The organism is Xanthomonas sp. F1 (assembly GCF_014199855.1).
This window is the reverse complement of the sequence record NZ_JACHOK010000001.1, coordinates 1,106,457-1,122,056: the sequence shown is the minus strand read 5'-3', so window position 1 is coordinate 1,122,056 and position 15,600 is coordinate 1,106,457. Positions and strand designations below refer to the sequence as shown.

13 protein-coding genes and 1 pseudogene are annotated in these 15,600 nt (G+C 68.8%); 10 read left to right on the top strand and 4 right to left on the bottom strand.

The window, feature by feature from the left end:
* Positions 1-24: 24 nt before the first annotated feature.
* Positions 25-969 carry a phosphogluconate dehydrogenase (NAD(+)-dependent, decarboxylating) gene (gnd, locus tag GGR71_RS04615; RefSeq protein ID WP_160961663.1) on the top strand — a complete coding sequence of 315 codons (945 nt, stop codon included), beginning with the start codon at positions 25-27 and terminating at the stop codon, positions 967-969.
* A gap of 8 nt (positions 970-977) precedes the next feature.
* On the opposite strand, the gene GGR71_RS04610 is transcribed toward gnd, so the two are convergent.
* Positions 978-2,018: an oxidoreductase gene (locus tag GGR71_RS04610; RefSeq protein ID WP_160961666.1), complete on the bottom strand. Its 1,041-nt coding sequence runs from the start codon at positions 2,016-2,018 to the stop codon at positions 978-980.
* Between the two features lie 144 nt (positions 2,019-2,162).
* Between GGR71_RS04610 and GGR71_RS04605 the strand changes: the two genes are divergently transcribed.
* The 5 genes from GGR71_RS04605 (at position 2,163) to GGR71_RS04585 (ending at position 7,073) form a co-directional block, all read left to right on the top strand.
* Positions 2,163-2,579, top strand: coding sequence for a BON domain-containing protein (locus GGR71_RS04605; RefSeq protein WP_160961668.1), 417 nt, complete (start codon positions 2,163-2,165; stop codon positions 2,577-2,579).
* A 187-nt stretch (positions 2,580-2,766) separates the two neighbouring features.
* A complete protein-coding gene (locus GGR71_RS04600; protein ID WP_228136099.1) occupies positions 2,767-3,108 on the top strand; it encodes a hypothetical protein in 342 nt (113 codons plus the stop codon).
* Between the two features lie 195 nt (positions 3,109-3,303).
* Complete coding sequence (locus GGR71_RS04595; protein ID WP_160961671.1) at positions 3,304-5,115, top strand: sensor histidine kinase; 1,812 nt, start codon at positions 3,304-3,306, stop codon at positions 5,113-5,115.
* Positions 5,112-5,552 (top strand): response regulator, encoded by a 441-nt coding sequence (locus GGR71_RS04590; RefSeq protein ID WP_048492399.1) that lies wholly within the window; start codon positions 5,112-5,114, stop codon positions 5,550-5,552. The genes GGR71_RS04595 and GGR71_RS04590 overlap by 4 nt, the downstream gene beginning before the upstream one ends.
* A gap of 6 nt (positions 5,553-5,558) precedes the next feature.
* Positions 5,559-7,073 carry an ATP-binding response regulator gene (locus GGR71_RS04585; protein ID WP_160961674.1) on the top strand — a complete coding sequence of 505 codons (1,515 nt, stop codon included), beginning with the start codon at positions 5,559-5,561 and terminating at the stop codon, positions 7,071-7,073.
* Positions 7,074-7,409: 336 nt separating this feature from the next.
* On the opposite strand, the gene GGR71_RS04580 is transcribed toward GGR71_RS04585, so the two are convergent.
* Positions 7,410-8,249 (bottom strand): 20S proteasome subunit A/B, encoded by an 840-nt coding sequence (locus tag GGR71_RS04580; protein ID WP_160961677.1) that lies wholly within the window; start codon positions 8,247-8,249, stop codon positions 7,410-7,412.
* A gap of 96 nt (positions 8,250-8,345) precedes the next feature.
* Between GGR71_RS04580 and folK the strand changes: the two genes are divergently transcribed.
* Complete coding sequence (folK, locus tag GGR71_RS04575; RefSeq protein WP_160961679.1) at positions 8,346-8,834, top strand: 2-amino-4-hydroxy-6-hydroxymethyldihydropteridine diphosphokinase; 489 nt, start codon at positions 8,346-8,348, stop codon at positions 8,832-8,834.
* A gap of 170 nt (positions 8,835-9,004) precedes the next feature.
* On the opposite strand, the gene GGR71_RS04570 is transcribed toward folK, so the two are convergent.
* Entirely contained in the window at positions 9,005-9,739 is a 735-nt protein-coding gene (locus tag GGR71_RS04570) for a pteridine reductase (protein ID WP_160961682.1), read from the bottom strand.
* 54 nt (positions 9,740-9,793) lie between these two features.
* Here GGR71_RS04570 and GGR71_RS04565 point away from each other — a divergent pair, with 54 nt between their 5' ends.
* The 3 genes and pseudogenes from GGR71_RS04565 to GGR71_RS04555 form a co-directional block, all read left to right on the top strand.
* Positions 9,794-10,978, top strand: coding sequence for a class I SAM-dependent methyltransferase (locus GGR71_RS04565; RefSeq protein WP_160961684.1), 1,185 nt, complete (start codon positions 9,794-9,796; stop codon positions 10,976-10,978).
* The gene (locus tag GGR71_RS04560) at positions 10,978-11,373 is read left to right on the top strand and encodes a VanZ family protein (protein ID WP_160961686.1); all 396 of its coding nucleotides are present in this window, start codon (positions 10,978-10,980) and stop codon (positions 11,371-11,373) included. Before GGR71_RS04565 ends, GGR71_RS04560 begins: the two co-directional genes overlap by 1 nt.
* Before the next feature lie 267 nt (positions 11,374-11,640).
* A pseudogene (locus GGR71_RS04555) lies at positions 11,641-12,243 on the top strand (expansin EXLX1 family cellulose-binding protein); the annotation flags it as partial.
* 104 nt (positions 12,244-12,347) lie between these two features.
* Here GGR71_RS04555 and GGR71_RS04550 read toward each other — a convergent pair.
* Positions 12,348-14,981 carry a TonB-dependent receptor gene (locus GGR71_RS04550; protein ID WP_160961690.1) on the bottom strand — a complete coding sequence of 878 codons (2,634 nt, stop codon included), beginning with the start codon at positions 14,979-14,981 and terminating at the stop codon, positions 12,348-12,350.
* Positions 14,982-15,600 lie beyond the last annotated feature (619 nt).

The window sequence follows — 15,600 nt, the reverse complement described above, 5'->3', positions numbered from 1 at the left end:
CCTTTTTCGAACCGGGAACGACGCATGGAACTTGGACTTGTAGGCTTGGGCCGGATGGGCGCCAACATGGCCGAGCGGCTGGTGCGCGGCGGGCATCGCGTGGTCGGTTTCGACCTGGGCGAGGCCGCACGCAGCTCGGCGCAGCAGCGCGGGGTGGAAGCGGTCGACAGCATGGCCGCGTTGATCGCGGCGCTGCCGGCGCCGCGCGCGGTGTGGCTGATGGTGCCCGCCGGCAAGGTCGTCGACGACACCCTGGCCGCGTTGCTGCCGCTGCTGGACAAGGGCGACGTGGTGATCGACGGCGGCAATTCCTACTACAAGGATTCGATGCGCCGTGCCGGCGAACTCGCCGCGCATGGCATCGCCTATGTCGATTGCGGCACCAGCGGCGGCGTGTGGGGATTGCGCGAGGGTTACAGCCTGATGATCGGCGGCGACACCGCCGCGGTGCGGCGCCTGCACGACGTGTTCGCGACGCTGGCGCCGGCGACCGATGCCGGCTGGGGGCACGTCGGCCCCAGCGGCGCCGGCCACTTCACCAAGATGGTCCACAACGGCATCGAGTACGGGATGATGCAGGCCTATGCCGAGGGCTTCGCGCTGATGGGGCGCAAGCAGGAGTTCGCGCTGGACCTGCACCAGGTGGCCGAGGTCTGGCGCCAGGGCAGCGTGGTGCGTTCGTGGCTGCTGGACCTGTGTGCGGATGCGTTGGGCGCCAACCCGACCCTGGCCGGGATCGCGCCGTTCGTCCAGGACTCCGGCGAAGGTCGCTGGACCGTGGCCGAGGCGATCGACCTGGACGTGCCGGCGCCGGTGATCACCCTCTCGTTGCTGGAGCGGCTGCGCTCGCGCGACGACGATTCGTTCGCCGACAAGTTGCTGGCGGCGATGCGCAACCAGTTCGGCGGCCATGCGATCAAGCACGAGGGCGGCGACGCGCCCGCGCCGGGCGGCACGCATCCGGCCTGACGTGTCGCTCAGTCCAGCGTCACGCTGCACCCGGAGGCGGCGCTGCGCACGCCCGCCTCCAGCAGGCGCATCACCGCCAGCGCCTGCGCCGCATCCACCGGCGCAGGCCCACGCCCGGCCAGCGCCTCGCGAAAGGCCGCGTAGCAGTCGCGGTAATCGCCGCGGTGTGCCGGCAGGGGCTGCACGGCGTGGGTGCCGTCGGCGCCGACCAGGCGCAACTGGCCGGGCAGGGGATCGGCGCCCCAGTCCGGCGCACCCGGCACGACGCCGGCGCGCAACTGCGCTTCCTGCGTATCCAGTCCATGCTTGAGATAGCTGCCGCCGGTGCCGTGGACCGCGAAGCGCAGGCCGTTGGCGGCGACCAGCGAACCGGCATGCAGCACCACCCGTAGCCGCGGATAGCGCAGCACCGCATGCACGTAGTCCACCGCCTGCGCACCCGGCCGCTGCAGTGCCAGGTCGGCCTGCAGCGCCTGCGGCGGCCCGAACAGTTGCAGCGCCTGGTCGAGCAGATGCGGCCCCAGGTCGAACCACAGCCCCGAGCCAGGCAGCGCGTGCTCGCGCCAGCGGTCGCCCACTTGCGGACGATGACGATCGAAGTGCGAATGGAACTCGGCGATCTCGCCCAGCGTGCCGGCTTCGAGCAAGGCGCGCACGCCGAGGAAGTCGCCGTCCCAACGACGGTTCTGGAACACGCTGACGATGCGGCCGACACGTTGCGCCTGCGCGAGCACCTGCTCCGCCTCGGCCACGTCCAGGGTGAACGGCTTGTCCACCAGCACGTGCTTGCCCTGCGCCAGGGCGGCCAGCGCCAGCGGCGCGTGGGTCTGGTTGGGCGTGGCGATCACCACCGCATCGATCTGTGGATCGGCGAAGGCCTGCGCCGCATCGGCGACCACGCGTGCCTGTGGCCAGGCCGCGTTCACGGCCTCGGCCTGGCGCGAGACCACGGTATGCAGGCGCAGGCCGGGCGTGTGCGCGATCAGCGGCGCATGGAAGGTACGGCCGACGTAGCCGAAGCCGAGCAGGGCGAGATTGAAGTCGGACATGGATGCAGGCGGAAGCGGTGGGATTCCAGTATCGCGCGGCGCAAGGACGCCGGCGGCGTATTCACGCAGCGGCGATTGTTCGGTCACGTCGCCTGTACAACGGCGTGGTGGAGACTGCGCGCACCTTCAGCGGAGGAAGACACGATGAAAACGATCAATGCACGCACCCTGCTTGGCGCCACCCTGGTGGCCGGTTTCGCGTTCGGCGCGGGCCAGGCGTTCGCAGCTGGCCAGGCAACCGGTGCCAAGGACCACGGCACCATGGGCCAGCAGGACACCATGCAGCACGACACGACGGCCCATGACGCAAGCCGCCACGATTCCAACGAGCCGGTCACCGACACCTGGATCACCACCAAGGTGAAGGCCGATCTGCTGGCCACCAAGAACGTGTCGGGCACCGAAATCAAGGTCGATACCGTCAACGGCACGGTCAAGCTGTCCGGCACGGTCGCGACCAAGGCGGAGAAGGACAAGGCCGTGGCGGTTGCCAAGAAGATCAAGGGGGTCAAGAAGGTGGATGCGGCCGACCTGACGGTCAGCGCCGCCGCCAAGAAGTAAGTGCTGCGCGGCCGCGGGTGGGGGATGCGACGAGGCGCCCCTGCCCGCGACAGCGGTCTGCGGCACGCACCCTGCGGGGTGCGTTTTTTTTGGGGATCCGGAAAAATCGCGACGTCCATCGCATTTCGCGTCGCTTTGACACCCGCTCAGACATCATCCAGTCATGTTCGTCAACGGATCGCGCGCGATGTTGGACACCCAACCCCACCCGGCCGCGGGGCATGCGGCTGCAGCTGCCGAAGCGCTGGGCGCCGCGCTGTCCGGCCGTGATACGCAGCCGTCGCCGCTGCTGCCCGCGGTGCGCCGGCTCGAAGCGCAGTTGAGCATGCTGTTGACCACCTTCCACGACGATGCCGGTTTCTGGCCCGCGTTCGCCGCGCTGATCCAGGAACTGGACCAGGGCCTGAGCCAGTCCGAGCGCCGGCGCCTGCGCAGCCATGCCGATTTCCTGCTGGTCCGTGCCGGCATGCCGGCATCGGCCCTGATCGGCAGCCAAGGTTCCGTCCCCACACCGGTGCGCCAGCCCTGAGCGGCGCTCGCGGGCTGCGCTGCGGCGGCGACCTGCCGCCGGTTCCGTCGTGCGTGCAGGCTGGGATAGTGTCCACACCGCTGGCGCGATGGGGATTGCGCGTTCTCGCTGAACAGTTTATCTGCTGCCGCGGAAGATGCGCGACAATGCGCGCCCGCGACGACCGCAGCCGTTCCTTCTCCTAACGCACCAGCTATGCAGATCATCGTCAAACACGATGCTTGGGACCGCTGGCGCCTGCCGCTGCTGGCCCTGGCCGTCGTCCTGATCGTCATCCTGCCGTCGCTGCTGCTGCGGCAGATGAATGCAGGGACGCTGCGTGCGGCCGATTGGGTCGGCCACAGCCAGGAGGTGACCGCCACCCTGAACGGGATGGAGGCGGACATGCGCGACATGGAGTCGGCGGCGATGGCGATGTCGCACGGCGTGCAGTCGCCGATCCTGACCGCGCGTTTCAAGGAGGCGCGTGCGTCGTTGCAGCCGACCATCGCCCACCTGGCCGACCTGACCCGCGACAATGCCGACCAGCAGATCCGCATCGGCCGGCTGCAGAGCACGCTGGAACGGCGTGCCCTGCTGGCCGAACGCATCGCCCAGGCGCGCGATCCCGAACGCATCCGCGCGCTGATCCAGGACATGACCGCCGACAATCCGGTGCGTGGCCTGATCGCCGAACTGCAGCGGCGCGAGGACGAACTGCTGAGCGAGCGTACCGCCGACGCCGAGCAGCGGCGCACCCTGGCCTCGGTGGCGAGCTGGACCACCCTCTGCGTGCAGTTGCTGCTGCTGGGCCTGGTGATCTGGCTGCTGCAGCGGCAGATCGGCCGGCGCCTGGACGCCGAGCGCGACATGTTGCGTGCCAACGGCCGCGCCGCGGCGGTGCTGCAGACCGTGCGCGAGCCGATCGTGCTGCTCGATCGCGGGCAGCGCATGCTGATGCACAACACCGCCTTCGCCGAGTTGTACGGCATGGACCTGGCCGATCCGCCGCGGATGCTGGTCGACGTCGGCGACGGCGTGTGGCAGGACCCGGTCATCGTCCAGCGGCTGGCCGACGTGTTGCTGCGCGGACGCGAATTGTGGGATTTCGAGCACGAACAACTCGGCGCGGACGGCGTACCAAGGACCATGCTGCTGAATGCGCGGCGCATGCCGCTGCCGGACAGCGAGGACGAAGTGGTCTTGATGACGGTCAGCGACATCACCTTGCAGAAAACCGCGCAGCAGCGCATCCAGGAGCTGAACCGGCAACTGGAGGGCAAGGTCGAGCAGGTGTCGGAGGTCAATCGCGAACTGGAGGCGTTCAGTTACTCGGTCTCGCACGACCTGCGCGCGCCGCTGCGCCACGTCGCCGGCTTCGCCGACAAGCTGGCCCGGCACCTCGGCGACGGCGCCGACGAGAAGAGCCGGCATTATCTGGAGGTGATCGGCACCTCGGCGCGGCGCATGGCCTCGCTGATCGACGACCTGCTGGTGTACTCGCGGCTGGGCCGCAGCGCGCTGCGCCTGCAGGCGGTGGACATGCAGTCGCTGGTAGCGGAGACGCGCTCGGTGCTCGACGCCAACTACCAGTCCGACCACGGCGACAGCGGCCACCGCATCGAGTGGACCATCGCGCCGCTGCCGATCCTGGTCGCCGACGAGAACATGATGCGGCAGCTGTGGCTGAACCTGCTCGGCAACGCGGTCAAGTACAGCGCCAAGCGCGAGATCGCGCAGATCGAGATCGGCTACCAGGTGCAGCCGGACGGCAGCCATCACTTCAGCGTGCGCGATAATGGCGCCGGCTTCGACATGACCTACGCGGCCAAGCTGTTCGGCGTGTTCCAGCGCCTGCACAAGGCCAGCGAGTATTCCGGCACCGGCATCGGCCTGGCCAGCGTGCGCCGCGTGCTGACCCGCCATGGCGGCCATATCTGGGCCGAGTCCGCCCCCGACCAGGGCGCCACCTTCCATTTCGTCCTGCCTCCGGCGCCCGAAGCGCCCACTACCGAGTTCATCGCATGACCGCCATCCGCACCATCCTGCTTGCCGAAGACAGTCCCGCCGATGCCGAAATGGCGGTGGATGCGTTGCGCGACGCGCGTCTGGCCAATCCCATCGTGCACGTCGAGGACGGTGTCGAGGCGATGGACTATCTGCTGCGCCGCGGCGCCTACGCCAACCGCGAGGAAGGCCTGCCGGCGGTGCTGCTGCTGGACATCAAGATGCCGCGCCTGGACGGCCTGGAAGTGCTCAAGCTGGTGCGCAGCGAGGAGTCGCTCAAGCGCCTGCCGGTGGTGATCCTGTCGTCCTCGCGCGAGGAAAGCGACTTGGCCCGCAGCTGGGACCTGGGCGTGAACGCGTATGTGGTCAAGCCGGTGGACGTGGACCAGTTCTTCACCGCGGTGAAGACCCTGGGTACCTTCTGGGCGCTGATCAACCAGGCGCCGGACAAAGAGTAAGCGCGTATGCCCACCACCGGCCCCAGGCTTGGCCCGATCCGGATCCTCATGGTCGAGGATTCGCCGGAGGATGCCGAGCTGCTGTCCGATCAGTTGCTGGACGCCGGCCTGGAAGCGGCGTTCCGTCGCGTGGAAAGCGAGCCTGGGCTGCGCGAGGCGCTCGGCGAGTTCGCTCCGGACATCGTGCTGTCGGACCTGAGCATGCCCGGTTTCTCCGGGCATGAGGCGCTGCGGGTGGTGCGCGAGGACGGCAACGCGGTGCCGTTCATCTTCGTCTCCGGCACCATCGGCGAGGAGACGGCGGTCGAGGCGCTGCGCGACGGCGCCAACGACTACATCATCAAGCACAACCCGACGCGCCTGCCGTCGGCGGTGGCGCGCGCGATCCGCGAGGCCCGCACCGAGCGTGAGCGGCAGCGAGTGGAGCGCGAGCTGATGCGTGCGCAGCGGCTGGAGAGTCTGGCCCTGCTCGCCGCCGGCCTCAGCCACGACCTGCGCAACATCCTGCAGCCGCTGCTGATCGTGCCGGAACTGATCGTCGGCCGCAGCGACGATCCGCAACTGCGGCACCTGGCCGACGTCATCGCCGAGTGCGGCCGGCGCGGCCACGAGATGGCCGAGTCGATGCTGTCGTTCGTGCGCGGCTCGCGCACGCCCAGCGAGCGGGTGCGCCTGGCCGAGTTGTTCCAGGCCGTGCAGATGCTGCTCAAGAGCAGCCTGCCGGAGCGGGTGTCGCTGAAGGTGGAGGTGGCCGATCCGGGGCTGTCGATCGAGGCCAACTACACCGAGCTGCAGCAGTGCCTGCTCAACCTCGGCCTCAACGCCATCCAGGCGATGCCCGATGGCGGCCAGCTGAGCTTCTCGGCGACCCCGGCGATCGGCGCCGACGGCAGCGAGCAGGTGCGCATCCTGGTCCGCGACAGCGGCATCGGCATGGACGCGGCGACCCAGGCGCGGCTGTTCAGCCCGTTCTTCACCACCAAGCACGACGGCACCGGCCTGGGCCTGATCTCGTGCAAACGCATCGTCGAGAGCTACGGTGGTCACATCGGCGTGGACAGCACGCCGGGCGACGGCACCTGTTTCGAGCTGCTGATGCCGCTGCGCGCGCCGGCGCCATCGGCCGAGCCGGAGCTGTCGCTGCCGATGGGCAAGGGCCAGCGCGTGTTGCTGGTCGACGGCGAGGCCACGCGGCTGTCGCTGCTCGGCAACGCGCTGTCCAGCCAGGGCTACCTTCCGCAGTTGGCGTCCGACGGCGCCGCCGCGCTGCGCGACGTCGAGGAGCACGGCCTGCCGGACCTGGTGATCGTGGACAGCGACATCATCCTGCTGTCGGCGGTGCGCCTGTTGCTTGCCCTGCAGGACCTGGGCTACCAGGGCCCGGCGATCGTGCTCGAGGACACCGGCACCACCCTGGAACGCGACCACTTCCCGGCCGACATCGCCGTGCACGTCCTGCGCAAGCCGCTGGAGATGCAGCGGGTGTTCCGGGCTGTGGCGCATGCCCTCGAGAGCGGCTGAAGAGCTGGGAACGGGGATGCGGGAATGGGGAATGGGAAAGGCAACAGCACCTGCGGCCCGCTGTTGCTGAGAAATCGGCAATAGGAAAGGCAACAGCAAGCGGCCGTCGCCTCGGTGGCCGTCGGGCTTCTAGCGCAACTGCCAGGATGTCGGGACTTGAGTCCCGATTTTCTCAGTCCCTATTCATGGCTCAGACGTTGGGGACCGCGGGCCGAAGGCGGCAGCCGCGCATGCAAGCTGAAATGACATGAGCGCCGGCATACTCCGTACATCGGAACGGAGGCGGCGCGCTCCGCTTTTACGATTCCCCAATCCCGATTCCCCACTCCCGGCCTTTCACTGCTGCGCCGACTGGTCTTCCGGGTCGCGGCGGGCCGGGGCGCGGCGCGGGGGCAGGGGCGGCAGGGCGTCGCGCGATTCGGTGTCGTGGTCGGCGGCCAGGGCCGGTTCCCAGGGGAAGCGCGGCAGGGTGCGCACGGCGTTTTCCAGCTTGCGCGACCAGGTGTCGTGGATCTCGGCGTACAGCGGGGTGTCGGCTTCCAGGCGCATGCGCTCGGTGACGCGCAAGTCGTTGCGGCGGATCAGCGCCACGTCGATCGGCATGCCCACCGACAGGTTGGAGCGGATCGTCGAGTCCAGCGAGACCAGCGCGGTACGCGCGGCGTCTTCCAGTTGCATCTCCGAGCGGATGATGCGGTCCAGGATCGGCTTGCCGTACTTGGATTCGCCGATCTGCAGGTAGGGCGTCTCCGGCGAGGTGGCGATGGCGTTGCCGAGCGGATAGATCATGTACAGGCCGGGCCGTTCGCCGGCGATCTGCCCGCCCAGGATCAGCGTCGACTGCACGTTGATGCCGCTGTGCTGCGATTGCTCGGAGAGCTTGATCTGGCTGGACGCCAGCACTTCGCCGACGTACTCGGCGACCTCGAACAGATGCCGGAAGGTGCGCAGGCTGCGTGGCGCATCGGGATCGTCGGCGTCGCGTTGCAGGCGCGAGAGGGTCAACTGCGTGGTCGCCAGGTTGCCGGCCGACATCAGTGCGAACACCGCCTGGCCCGGATACTCGAACACGTGCAGCTTGCGGTGCACGCGGACGTCGTCCAGCGAGGCGTTGGTACGCGTGTCAGCGGCGAAGACCAGGCCTTCGTCCACTTCGATGCCGACGCAATAAGTCATGGCGATGCCGAAACCGGGTGCGTTCGGATTCTATGCGGGGCGGCTCGCGCTTGGCTAGCCGTTGACGCTCGCGGCCGCGGCATGCGCGAATAGCGCATGACCACCGTGCTTCTGAGCCTGGGCAGCAATCTGCGCCCGCATCATCACCTGGCCGCGGCGATCGCGGCGCTGCGCCGGGAGTTCGGTGCGATCGCCGTGTCGCCGACCTATCGCACCGCCGCGGTGGGGTTCGACGGGCCGGCGTTCCTGAACAACGCGGTGGCGCTGCAGACCGATTGGGAGCTGGCGCCGCTGGATGTCTGGCTGCATGCGCTGGAGGACGCGCACGGCCGCGACCGCAGCGGCCCACGGTTCAGCGACCGCACCCTGGACATCGACGTGGTGTTCTACGGCGACCGCATCGTCGAAGGCCCCGGCCACCTGCGCATCCCGCGCCCCGAGCTGCGCCACGCCTTCGTGCTCAAGCCGCTGGCCGACATCGCCGCCGATTTCGTCGACCCGGTCAGCGGCCAGCGCCTGGACGCGCTGTGGCAGGCGCATGCGGAGCATGGCAAGGCGTTCGAGGTGGTGGAGTTGGTTGAGTAGCGGGGATTGGGGATTTGGGATTGGGGATTCGCAAAAGCGGATTGCAGCGGTCTGATAGCGCCTGCTGAACGTCGCTGCGCTTACCCGATGCGCTGCTGCCTGAAGCGAATCCCGAATCCCACATCCCGAATCCCTGCTTCACCGCCAATCCCCAATCCCCAATCCCGGCCTCACGTCAGCCCGCGTCCCCCATCCACCCGCAGGGTCTGCCCGGTGACGAAGCCGGCATCGTCGAGCAGCCAGCGCACGGCCTCGGCGATCTCCTCGACCTGGCCGGTGCGCGCCAACGGGGTGCGTGCCAGCAGGGCCTGCTGCGCGGCGGCGTCCTTGCCGGCGTCGGGCCACAGGATCGCACCAGGAGCGATGGCGTTGACCCGCACCTGCGGTGCCAGTTCCAGTGCGAGAGAGCGGGTCAGCATCGCCAGGGCGGCCTTGGCCGCGCTGTACAGCGGGTGCGCGCGCAGTGGCGTCTCCGCGTGCACGTCGGTGATGTTGACGATCGCGCCGCCGTGCAGGCGCAGTTGTGTGGCCGCGGCCTGCGCCAGGAACAGCGGCGCGCGTGCGTTGACCGCGAACAGGTCGTCCCACTGCGCCAGCGTGGCCTCGTGCAGCGGCGTGGGATAGAAGTTGGAGGCGTTGTTGACCAGCGCATCGAGTCGGCCGAAGCGCGTCACGCACTGCGCCACCAGCTCGGGTAACTGCGCGGTGTCGCGCAGGTCGGCGTGCAGGGTCAGCGTGCTGCCGGCGCGCACGGCGTCCAGTTCCTGCGCCAGCGCGTGCAACTCGGCCTGCGAGGTGTGCGCATGCAAGGCGACGTCGTAGCCGGCGGCGTGCAGGCGCCGGGCGATGCCGGCGCCGATGCGCCGCGCGCTGCCGGTGATCAGGGCGACTTTGGTCTGGGTCATGTACGGGTTCCATGCTCGGCTATGCTGTGCATTGTCCACGCAATCGCGCACCGCATGCCCACCGACCTTCCTTTGCCCGATGCCACCGCATTGGCCCACAGCGAGCGCCTGGCCGCGCACGTGCGCGCCGAGATCGCCGCCGCCGGCGGGGCCATTCCGTTTTCGCGCTTCATGGAGCTGGCGCTGTACGCGCCCGGCCTGGGCTACTACAGCGCCGGCAGCAGCAAGTTCGGCGAAGAGGGCGATTTCGTCACCGCGCCGGAACTGGGGCCGCTGTTCGCCGCCACCGTGTCCAATGCGCTGGCGCCGGTCTTGCAACAACTGGGGCCGCAGGCGCGCATGCTGGAGGTAGGCGGCGGCAGCGGCGCCTTCGCCGAGGTCATGCTCAAGCGTCTGCTGGCGCTGGATGCGCTGCCGGAGCGCTACGCGATCCTCGAACCCAGCGCCGATCTGCGCGAACGCCAGCGCAAGCGCTTGGCGCGCACGTTGATCCCGCCGGTGTTCGACCTGGTGGAGTGGCTGGACCGGCCGTTCGACGACGACTGGAACGGCGTGCTGTTCGCCAACGAGGTGATCGACGCCTTGCCGACGCCGCGCTTCGCGCTGCGCGACGGCGAGGTGTTCGAAGAGACCGTGACCCTGGACGGCGAGGGCCGTTTCCGCCGCGGCGAACAGCCGGCCGATCCGCTGCTGGCAGCCGCGGTGCGGCACATCGAGCGCTATCTGCAGGCGCCCTTCGCCGATGGCTACCGCTCCGAGCTGCTGCCGCAGTTGCCGTACTGGATCCAGGCGGTGGCCGGCGGCCTGCGCAGTGGTGCGATGCTGTTCGTGGACTACGGCTATCCGCGCCGCGAGTTCTATCTGCCCGAGCGCGACGACGGCACCTTGCGCGCGTTCTACCGGCACCGCACGCATGCCGATCCGTATCGCTGGCCGGGCCTGCAGGACCTGACCGCGTCGGTGGATTTCACTGCGCTGGCCGAGGCCGGCACCGGGGCGGGCTTCGACCTGGCCGGCTACTGCAACCAGGCCAGCTTCCTGCTCGGTAACGGCCTGGACGCGCTGCTGGCCGAGGCCGAGGCGCGCGGCGACGAAGCCGCGCGGCTGCGTCTGCGCCAGCAGGTGAAGCAACTGACCCTGCCCAGCGAGATGGGCGAGCGCTTCCAGGTGATGGGCTTCGAGCGCGACGTGTCGCTGGCGCCGGCGTTCCTGTCCGGCGACCTGACCTGGCGGCTGTGATGCGGGCAGTGCGCGCCTTCCGTTGGCCTTGGCTGTGGCTGGGGCTGTGGTGGCTGGGCATCGCGGTGCTGATCTACGTGTGCATGATGCCGCACCCGCCGCAGCTGTCGGACCTGCCCGACAGCGACAAGGCCGAGCACTTCATCGCCTACCTGCTGCTGGCCGCCGCCGCGGTGCAGGTCTATGCCGGTCCACGTGCCTGGACATGGGCCGCGCTGGGCCTGCTGGCGCTGGGCGTGGGCATCGAATTCGCGCAAGGCGCCTGGACCGCCACGCGCGCGGCCGACCCACTGGATGCGCTGGCCGATGCCTTGGGCGTGGCGACCGGCATGGCCACTGCGGCCACGCCGTGGCGCGATCTGCTGTGGCGGCTGGAGCGCGGCAGCCACCGCTGACCGACGTGACCGCGCGGTCTACGGCGTCGGCCAAGTTGTGGAATTCCCGGCCGCGCGCAAGGCGCGGCGGGCGCACCGCGTCCTAGAGTGCCGGCGCCGGGGCAAGTTGCCCGGTCGCCGCGCGGCGATTCTGCGCGCCTGTGCAGGAGAACACGCATGCAAGCACGCCACTCCTCCCGTGCCGCGCGCGGCGCCGGCCTGCTCGCCGCGCTGTGCCTGGCTGCCAGCGCCGCACCCGCCAGCGCCGCCTGGAGCGATGTCTGCAGCGGCACCGCCACCTACACCAGCTCCGGCTATTCCGGTGGCGCGCTGCTGCTGGATCCCATCGACCCGAACGCGACGATCACCGCGTTGAATCCGACGCAGCTCAATTACGGCGGAATCCAGGCGGCGCTGGCCGGCGCCTACCTGCAGGTGCAGGGGCCGCGCGGCACAGTCACCGTGTACGTCACCGACCTGTATCCGGACGGCGCCGACTGCGGGCTGGATCTGTCGCCCAACGCCTTCGCCGCGATCGGCGACACCAGTGCCGGGCGCATCCCGATCCGCTGGCAGGTAGTGGCCGCGCCGGTCACCGGCAGCGTGGTGTACCGGATCAAGGAGGGCAGCTCGCAATACTGGGCGGCGATCCAGGTGCGCAACCACCGCTATCCGGTGGTGAAGTTCGAATACAAGAAGAACGGCGACTGGGTGAGCCTGCCCAAGACCGCGTACAACCATTTCGTCGGCGAGCAGATGGGCGCGCAGCTGCTGGAGATTCGGCTCACCGACATTCGAGGCCAGGTGGTCACCGACACCCTCGGCGCGTTGCCCAGCCAGGGCGACAAGGGCGTGTACTTCGCCGACGGGCACGTGCAGTTCCCGAAGTGAGGCGCGTTCGTGCATGTGCCGGCGGTTGGCGCGCCGGCACTGTCGATGCCTTCACGCGCGCGCCTGCGCTGCGGAGATGACTCCACGGCGCAGGCACCACGCACTCAGAACTTGAAGTGCACCGTCGCCATGTAGCGGCGGCCGTTGTGGTAGCGCCCGGCCGGGTGGTCCTTGTCGCCCAGGTACTGCAGGTATTCCTCGTCCAGCAGGTTCTGCGCATCGATCTGCAGCGACCACTGCGCATTGATCGCGTAGCCAACGCTTGCGCCGAGGTCGGTGTAGTCGTCGACGCTGGCCGGCGCGGCACCGGCGACATAGCCGCCGGCCAGGTAGCTGTCGCGCCAGTTCAGGCTGATCCGCGCGTTCCACGGTCCCTTCTCGTAGTACGGGCTGAAGGCGACGCTGTTGCGCGACTGGTAGGGCAGCGGGTTGCCGCTGTTGTTCTCGCCGCTGGCGTAGGTGTAGTTGGCGGACAGGCCGAAGCCGCTGTCGCCGAACGGCTGATGGTAGGCGAGGGTGAAGCCCTTGACCTTGCCGTCGCCGGCATTGCGCGGGCGCTGGATGCTGTAGTCGCAATAGCCATCCGCGGTGCAGCCGTTGCTGCCGAGCATCTGCGCCCAGGTCTGCGGGGAGGTGTCGCGGATCGCGTTGTACTGGCGCTCAATGGTGGCCGAGGTGTCGATGTAGTTGTCGATCTTCTTGTAGAAGATGGACCACGCCACCATCGCCTGCGGCGCGAAGTAGTACTCGGCCGAGAGATTGAAGTTCCACGATTCGTAGGGCGAGAGCTCGGCGTTGCCGCCGCTGCCGGTCAGCGTGGTGTCGTTGAGGAAGGTGTTGTTGACCATCTGGTTGTACGGCGCCCAGGCGATCACCTTGCCGGCGCCGAAGCGGAACACCCAGTCGTTTTCGGTGTCGTAGGCCAGGTTCAGTGATGGCAGCAGGAAGTGCTCGGTCTTCGTGCGGGTCTGCCACTTGCTGTCCAGGTCCTGCAGGGTCGGCGTGCCGCTGTAGACGAAGCCGCTGCCTTCGGTCTTGGAATCGACGTAGCGCAGACCCAGGTTGCCGCGCAGGCCGGCGTTGGAGAAGTTCAGTTGCACGTAGGCGGCGTTGTTGGTCTGCTGCAGCGCCCAGGTGTTGTTGAGGTAGCTGGACGGGTCCGGATTGGCATAGTCGACCGGGCTGTTGCGGATCCAGTCGATCACGTTGCCGCGCCCGGCCTGCACGTGCTGTCCGTGGTCGGGATAGAACCCGCGGATGTCGGTCAGGCCGATGGTGCCGATGTCGGCCAGCGTGCCCGGGGTGACGCCGCCGTACACGTTGAGCGCGAAGTCCTCGTCGTGCTTGCCCTGGCGCACGCCGACCAGCAATTGGTTGAACACGCCGTCGAACTGCAGGTCCAGATCGAGCTGGCCGTAGCGGTCCTTGCTCTGGGTGGAGAACACGCCGTTGTTGCCGATCCAGCCGCCGGCCGAGCCCCAGTTGGCCGGATTGCGCGCGGCCGCCGGATCGTCGAAGCGGATGCCGCGGTCCAGATCCCAGCGGAAGCCGCCGTTGTAGAACGGCTCGATGAAGTACTGCGCCAGGTGGTCGTTGTCGGACTTGCTCTGGCCGAGCTGACCGCGCAGGGTCCAGCGTTCGCCGCGGTAGGCGCCGCGCAGATCCAGGCCCTTGGTGGTCACCTGCGACTGGCGCACGTTGTTGTCGTAGATCACCGTGCCGCCGCCGGTGCTGGCGTTGGCGCTGGAATGGCCGCTGTTGACCACGCCGTTGCGCACGTCGCCCAGCGTGTCGACCGCGGCGACGGTGCCCGGATTCCAGGTCAGGAAGCTGTACATCGACTGGTTGTAGTTGTCGAAGTCTTCCTTGATGTACAGGCCGCTGAGGTTGAACTCCAGCGCGTCGCTGGGCTTGAGCTGCAGGTTGAGCACTGCGCTGTCGCGCTTGCGGTCCTGCTGGAACCAGGCGGCGTTGATCGAGTTGGGCACGTCGGCATCGGCGGGCACGCCGCTGGCATTGGCGAAGGTACCGGCCTTGGCGTAGCCGAACACCTCCAGGCCCTGGCGGTCGACGCGTTCCTCGTAGTGCTGCGCGGACACCGCGATACCGAAGGTCTCCTGCGGATTCTTCCAGCTGTACAGCAGCGAGGCGTTGGGCTTGCCCTTGCTGGCCTGCTGGCTGTAGCTGTAGCCCACCGAGCCGGCGATCTCGTTGGCCTTCAGGTCCAGCGGCTGGCGGCTGTGCATCAGCACGGTGCCGCCGAGGCTGCCTTCGGTCAGCCGCGCCTCGGTGGATTTGACGATCTCCGCGCGGCCCAGGATCTGCGGCGACAGCAGGGTGTAGTCGAAGCCGCGGTTGGGCTGCTCGCCGTACAGCCAGATCGCCTGCGCCACCGGGTGGCCGTCCAGGAACGACAGGTTGAGGCTGGGATCGGTGCCGTCGATGCTGACCCGCTCGCCCTGGCCGAAGCGGCGGTCGATGGTGACGCCGGGGATCTGCGCGAACGCCTCGGCGACGTTGGTGCTGGGAAACTTGCCGATGTCCTCGGCGGTGATCGCCTCGGACACGGTGACGTTGTTGCGCTTGGTGTCCAGCGACTTCTCCAGGCTGGCGCGGATGCCCACCACCTGGACCGCATCCAGGTCGGTGGCGGCGGAGTCGGCCTGCTGCGCCTGCGCGGCGAAGGCGAGGACGCTGGCGGCAATGGCGGCCGACAGGACGGACGGGCGGTGGCGCATGATGTCTCTCCTCATCATTCATGGATGGGCGCCGTCGGCGTAGCCGACGGTGCGGGACGGAGTTGCGTGCTGCCTGGCGGCGCGGACCGGTGCCGATCCCCTGGGTCCGCGGACGCCGTGTTTGTGCCGAATTCGTTGCGAAGCGTGCAGAACCTTTACGGTCCGGTGACAACGATGTCAACGCGAGGTCGGCGCCGGGAGGCCCGGTCGCGTGGCAAAACCGCGGCGTCGTGCCCGGCATCGCCCCGCGACGTGTCGCGTCGCGTCCCGGCTTTCACGTCGATGACTTGGGCCGATTTCCCGGGATTTCCTGCGATCCGGGCGATCGCCGGGGCGGTGGTTCAGACCTCTGCCAGGCATCACCGCGATTGGTCTTGTGCCTTGTAGACAAATTCGCGCCGGTGGTGACAACGATGCGGTTTGCGGCGCTGCACCCAAGCTTGCCGAATGACCGGCCCCGGCACACGAGTCAGCAGTGTCGGCCGTGACGGCGCTTGGGCATGGGCGCCAGTGCAGGCGGGAATCGCTGCCCGCAGTGCGCAGGACGTTCCGGAGGGCAGGGAGCGGGGCGGGCTCGCCGCGGCGAATCCCATGGTGACGCGCCGCTGCGCTCGTGCCG

Coding starts and splice junctions, on each gene's coding strand:
- gnd (WP_160961663.1), top strand. CDS start 25: ATGGAACTTGGACTTGTAGGCTTGGGCCGGATGGGCGCCAACATGGCC.
- GGR71_RS04610 (WP_160961666.1), bottom strand. CDS start 2,018: ATGTCCGACTTCAATCTCGCCCTGCTCGGCTTCGGCTACGTCGGCCGT.
- GGR71_RS04605 (WP_160961668.1), top strand. CDS start 2,163: ATGAAAACGATCAATGCACGCACCCTGCTTGGCGCCACCCTGGTGGCC.
- GGR71_RS04600 (WP_228136099.1), top strand. CDS start 2,767: ATGTTGGACACCCAACCCCACCCGGCCGCGGGGCATGCGGCTGCAGCT.
- GGR71_RS04595 (WP_160961671.1), top strand. CDS start 3,304: ATGCAGATCATCGTCAAACACGATGCTTGGGACCGCTGGCGCCTGCCG.
- GGR71_RS04590 (WP_048492399.1), top strand. CDS start 5,112: ATGACCGCCATCCGCACCATCCTGCTTGCCGAAGACAGTCCCGCCGAT.
- GGR71_RS04585 (WP_160961674.1), top strand. CDS start 5,559: ATGCCCACCACCGGCCCCAGGCTTGGCCCGATCCGGATCCTCATGGTC.
- GGR71_RS04580 (WP_160961677.1), bottom strand. CDS start 8,249: ATGACTTATTGCGTCGGCATCGAAGTGGACGAAGGCCTGGTCTTCGCC.
- folK (WP_160961679.1), top strand. CDS start 8,346: ATGACCACCGTGCTTCTGAGCCTGGGCAGCAATCTGCGCCCGCATCAT.
- GGR71_RS04570 (WP_160961682.1), bottom strand. CDS start 9,739: ATGACCCAGACCAAAGTCGCCCTGATCACCGGCAGCGCGCGGCGCATC.
- GGR71_RS04565 (WP_160961684.1), top strand. CDS start 9,794: ATGCCCACCGACCTTCCTTTGCCCGATGCCACCGCATTGGCCCACAGC.
- GGR71_RS04560 (WP_160961686.1), top strand. CDS start 10,978: ATGCGGGCAGTGCGCGCCTTCCGTTGGCCTTGGCTGTGGCTGGGGCTG.
- GGR71_RS04550 (WP_160961690.1), bottom strand. CDS start 14,981: ATGCGCCACCGCCCGTCCGTCCTGTCGGCCGCCATTGCCGCCAGCGTC.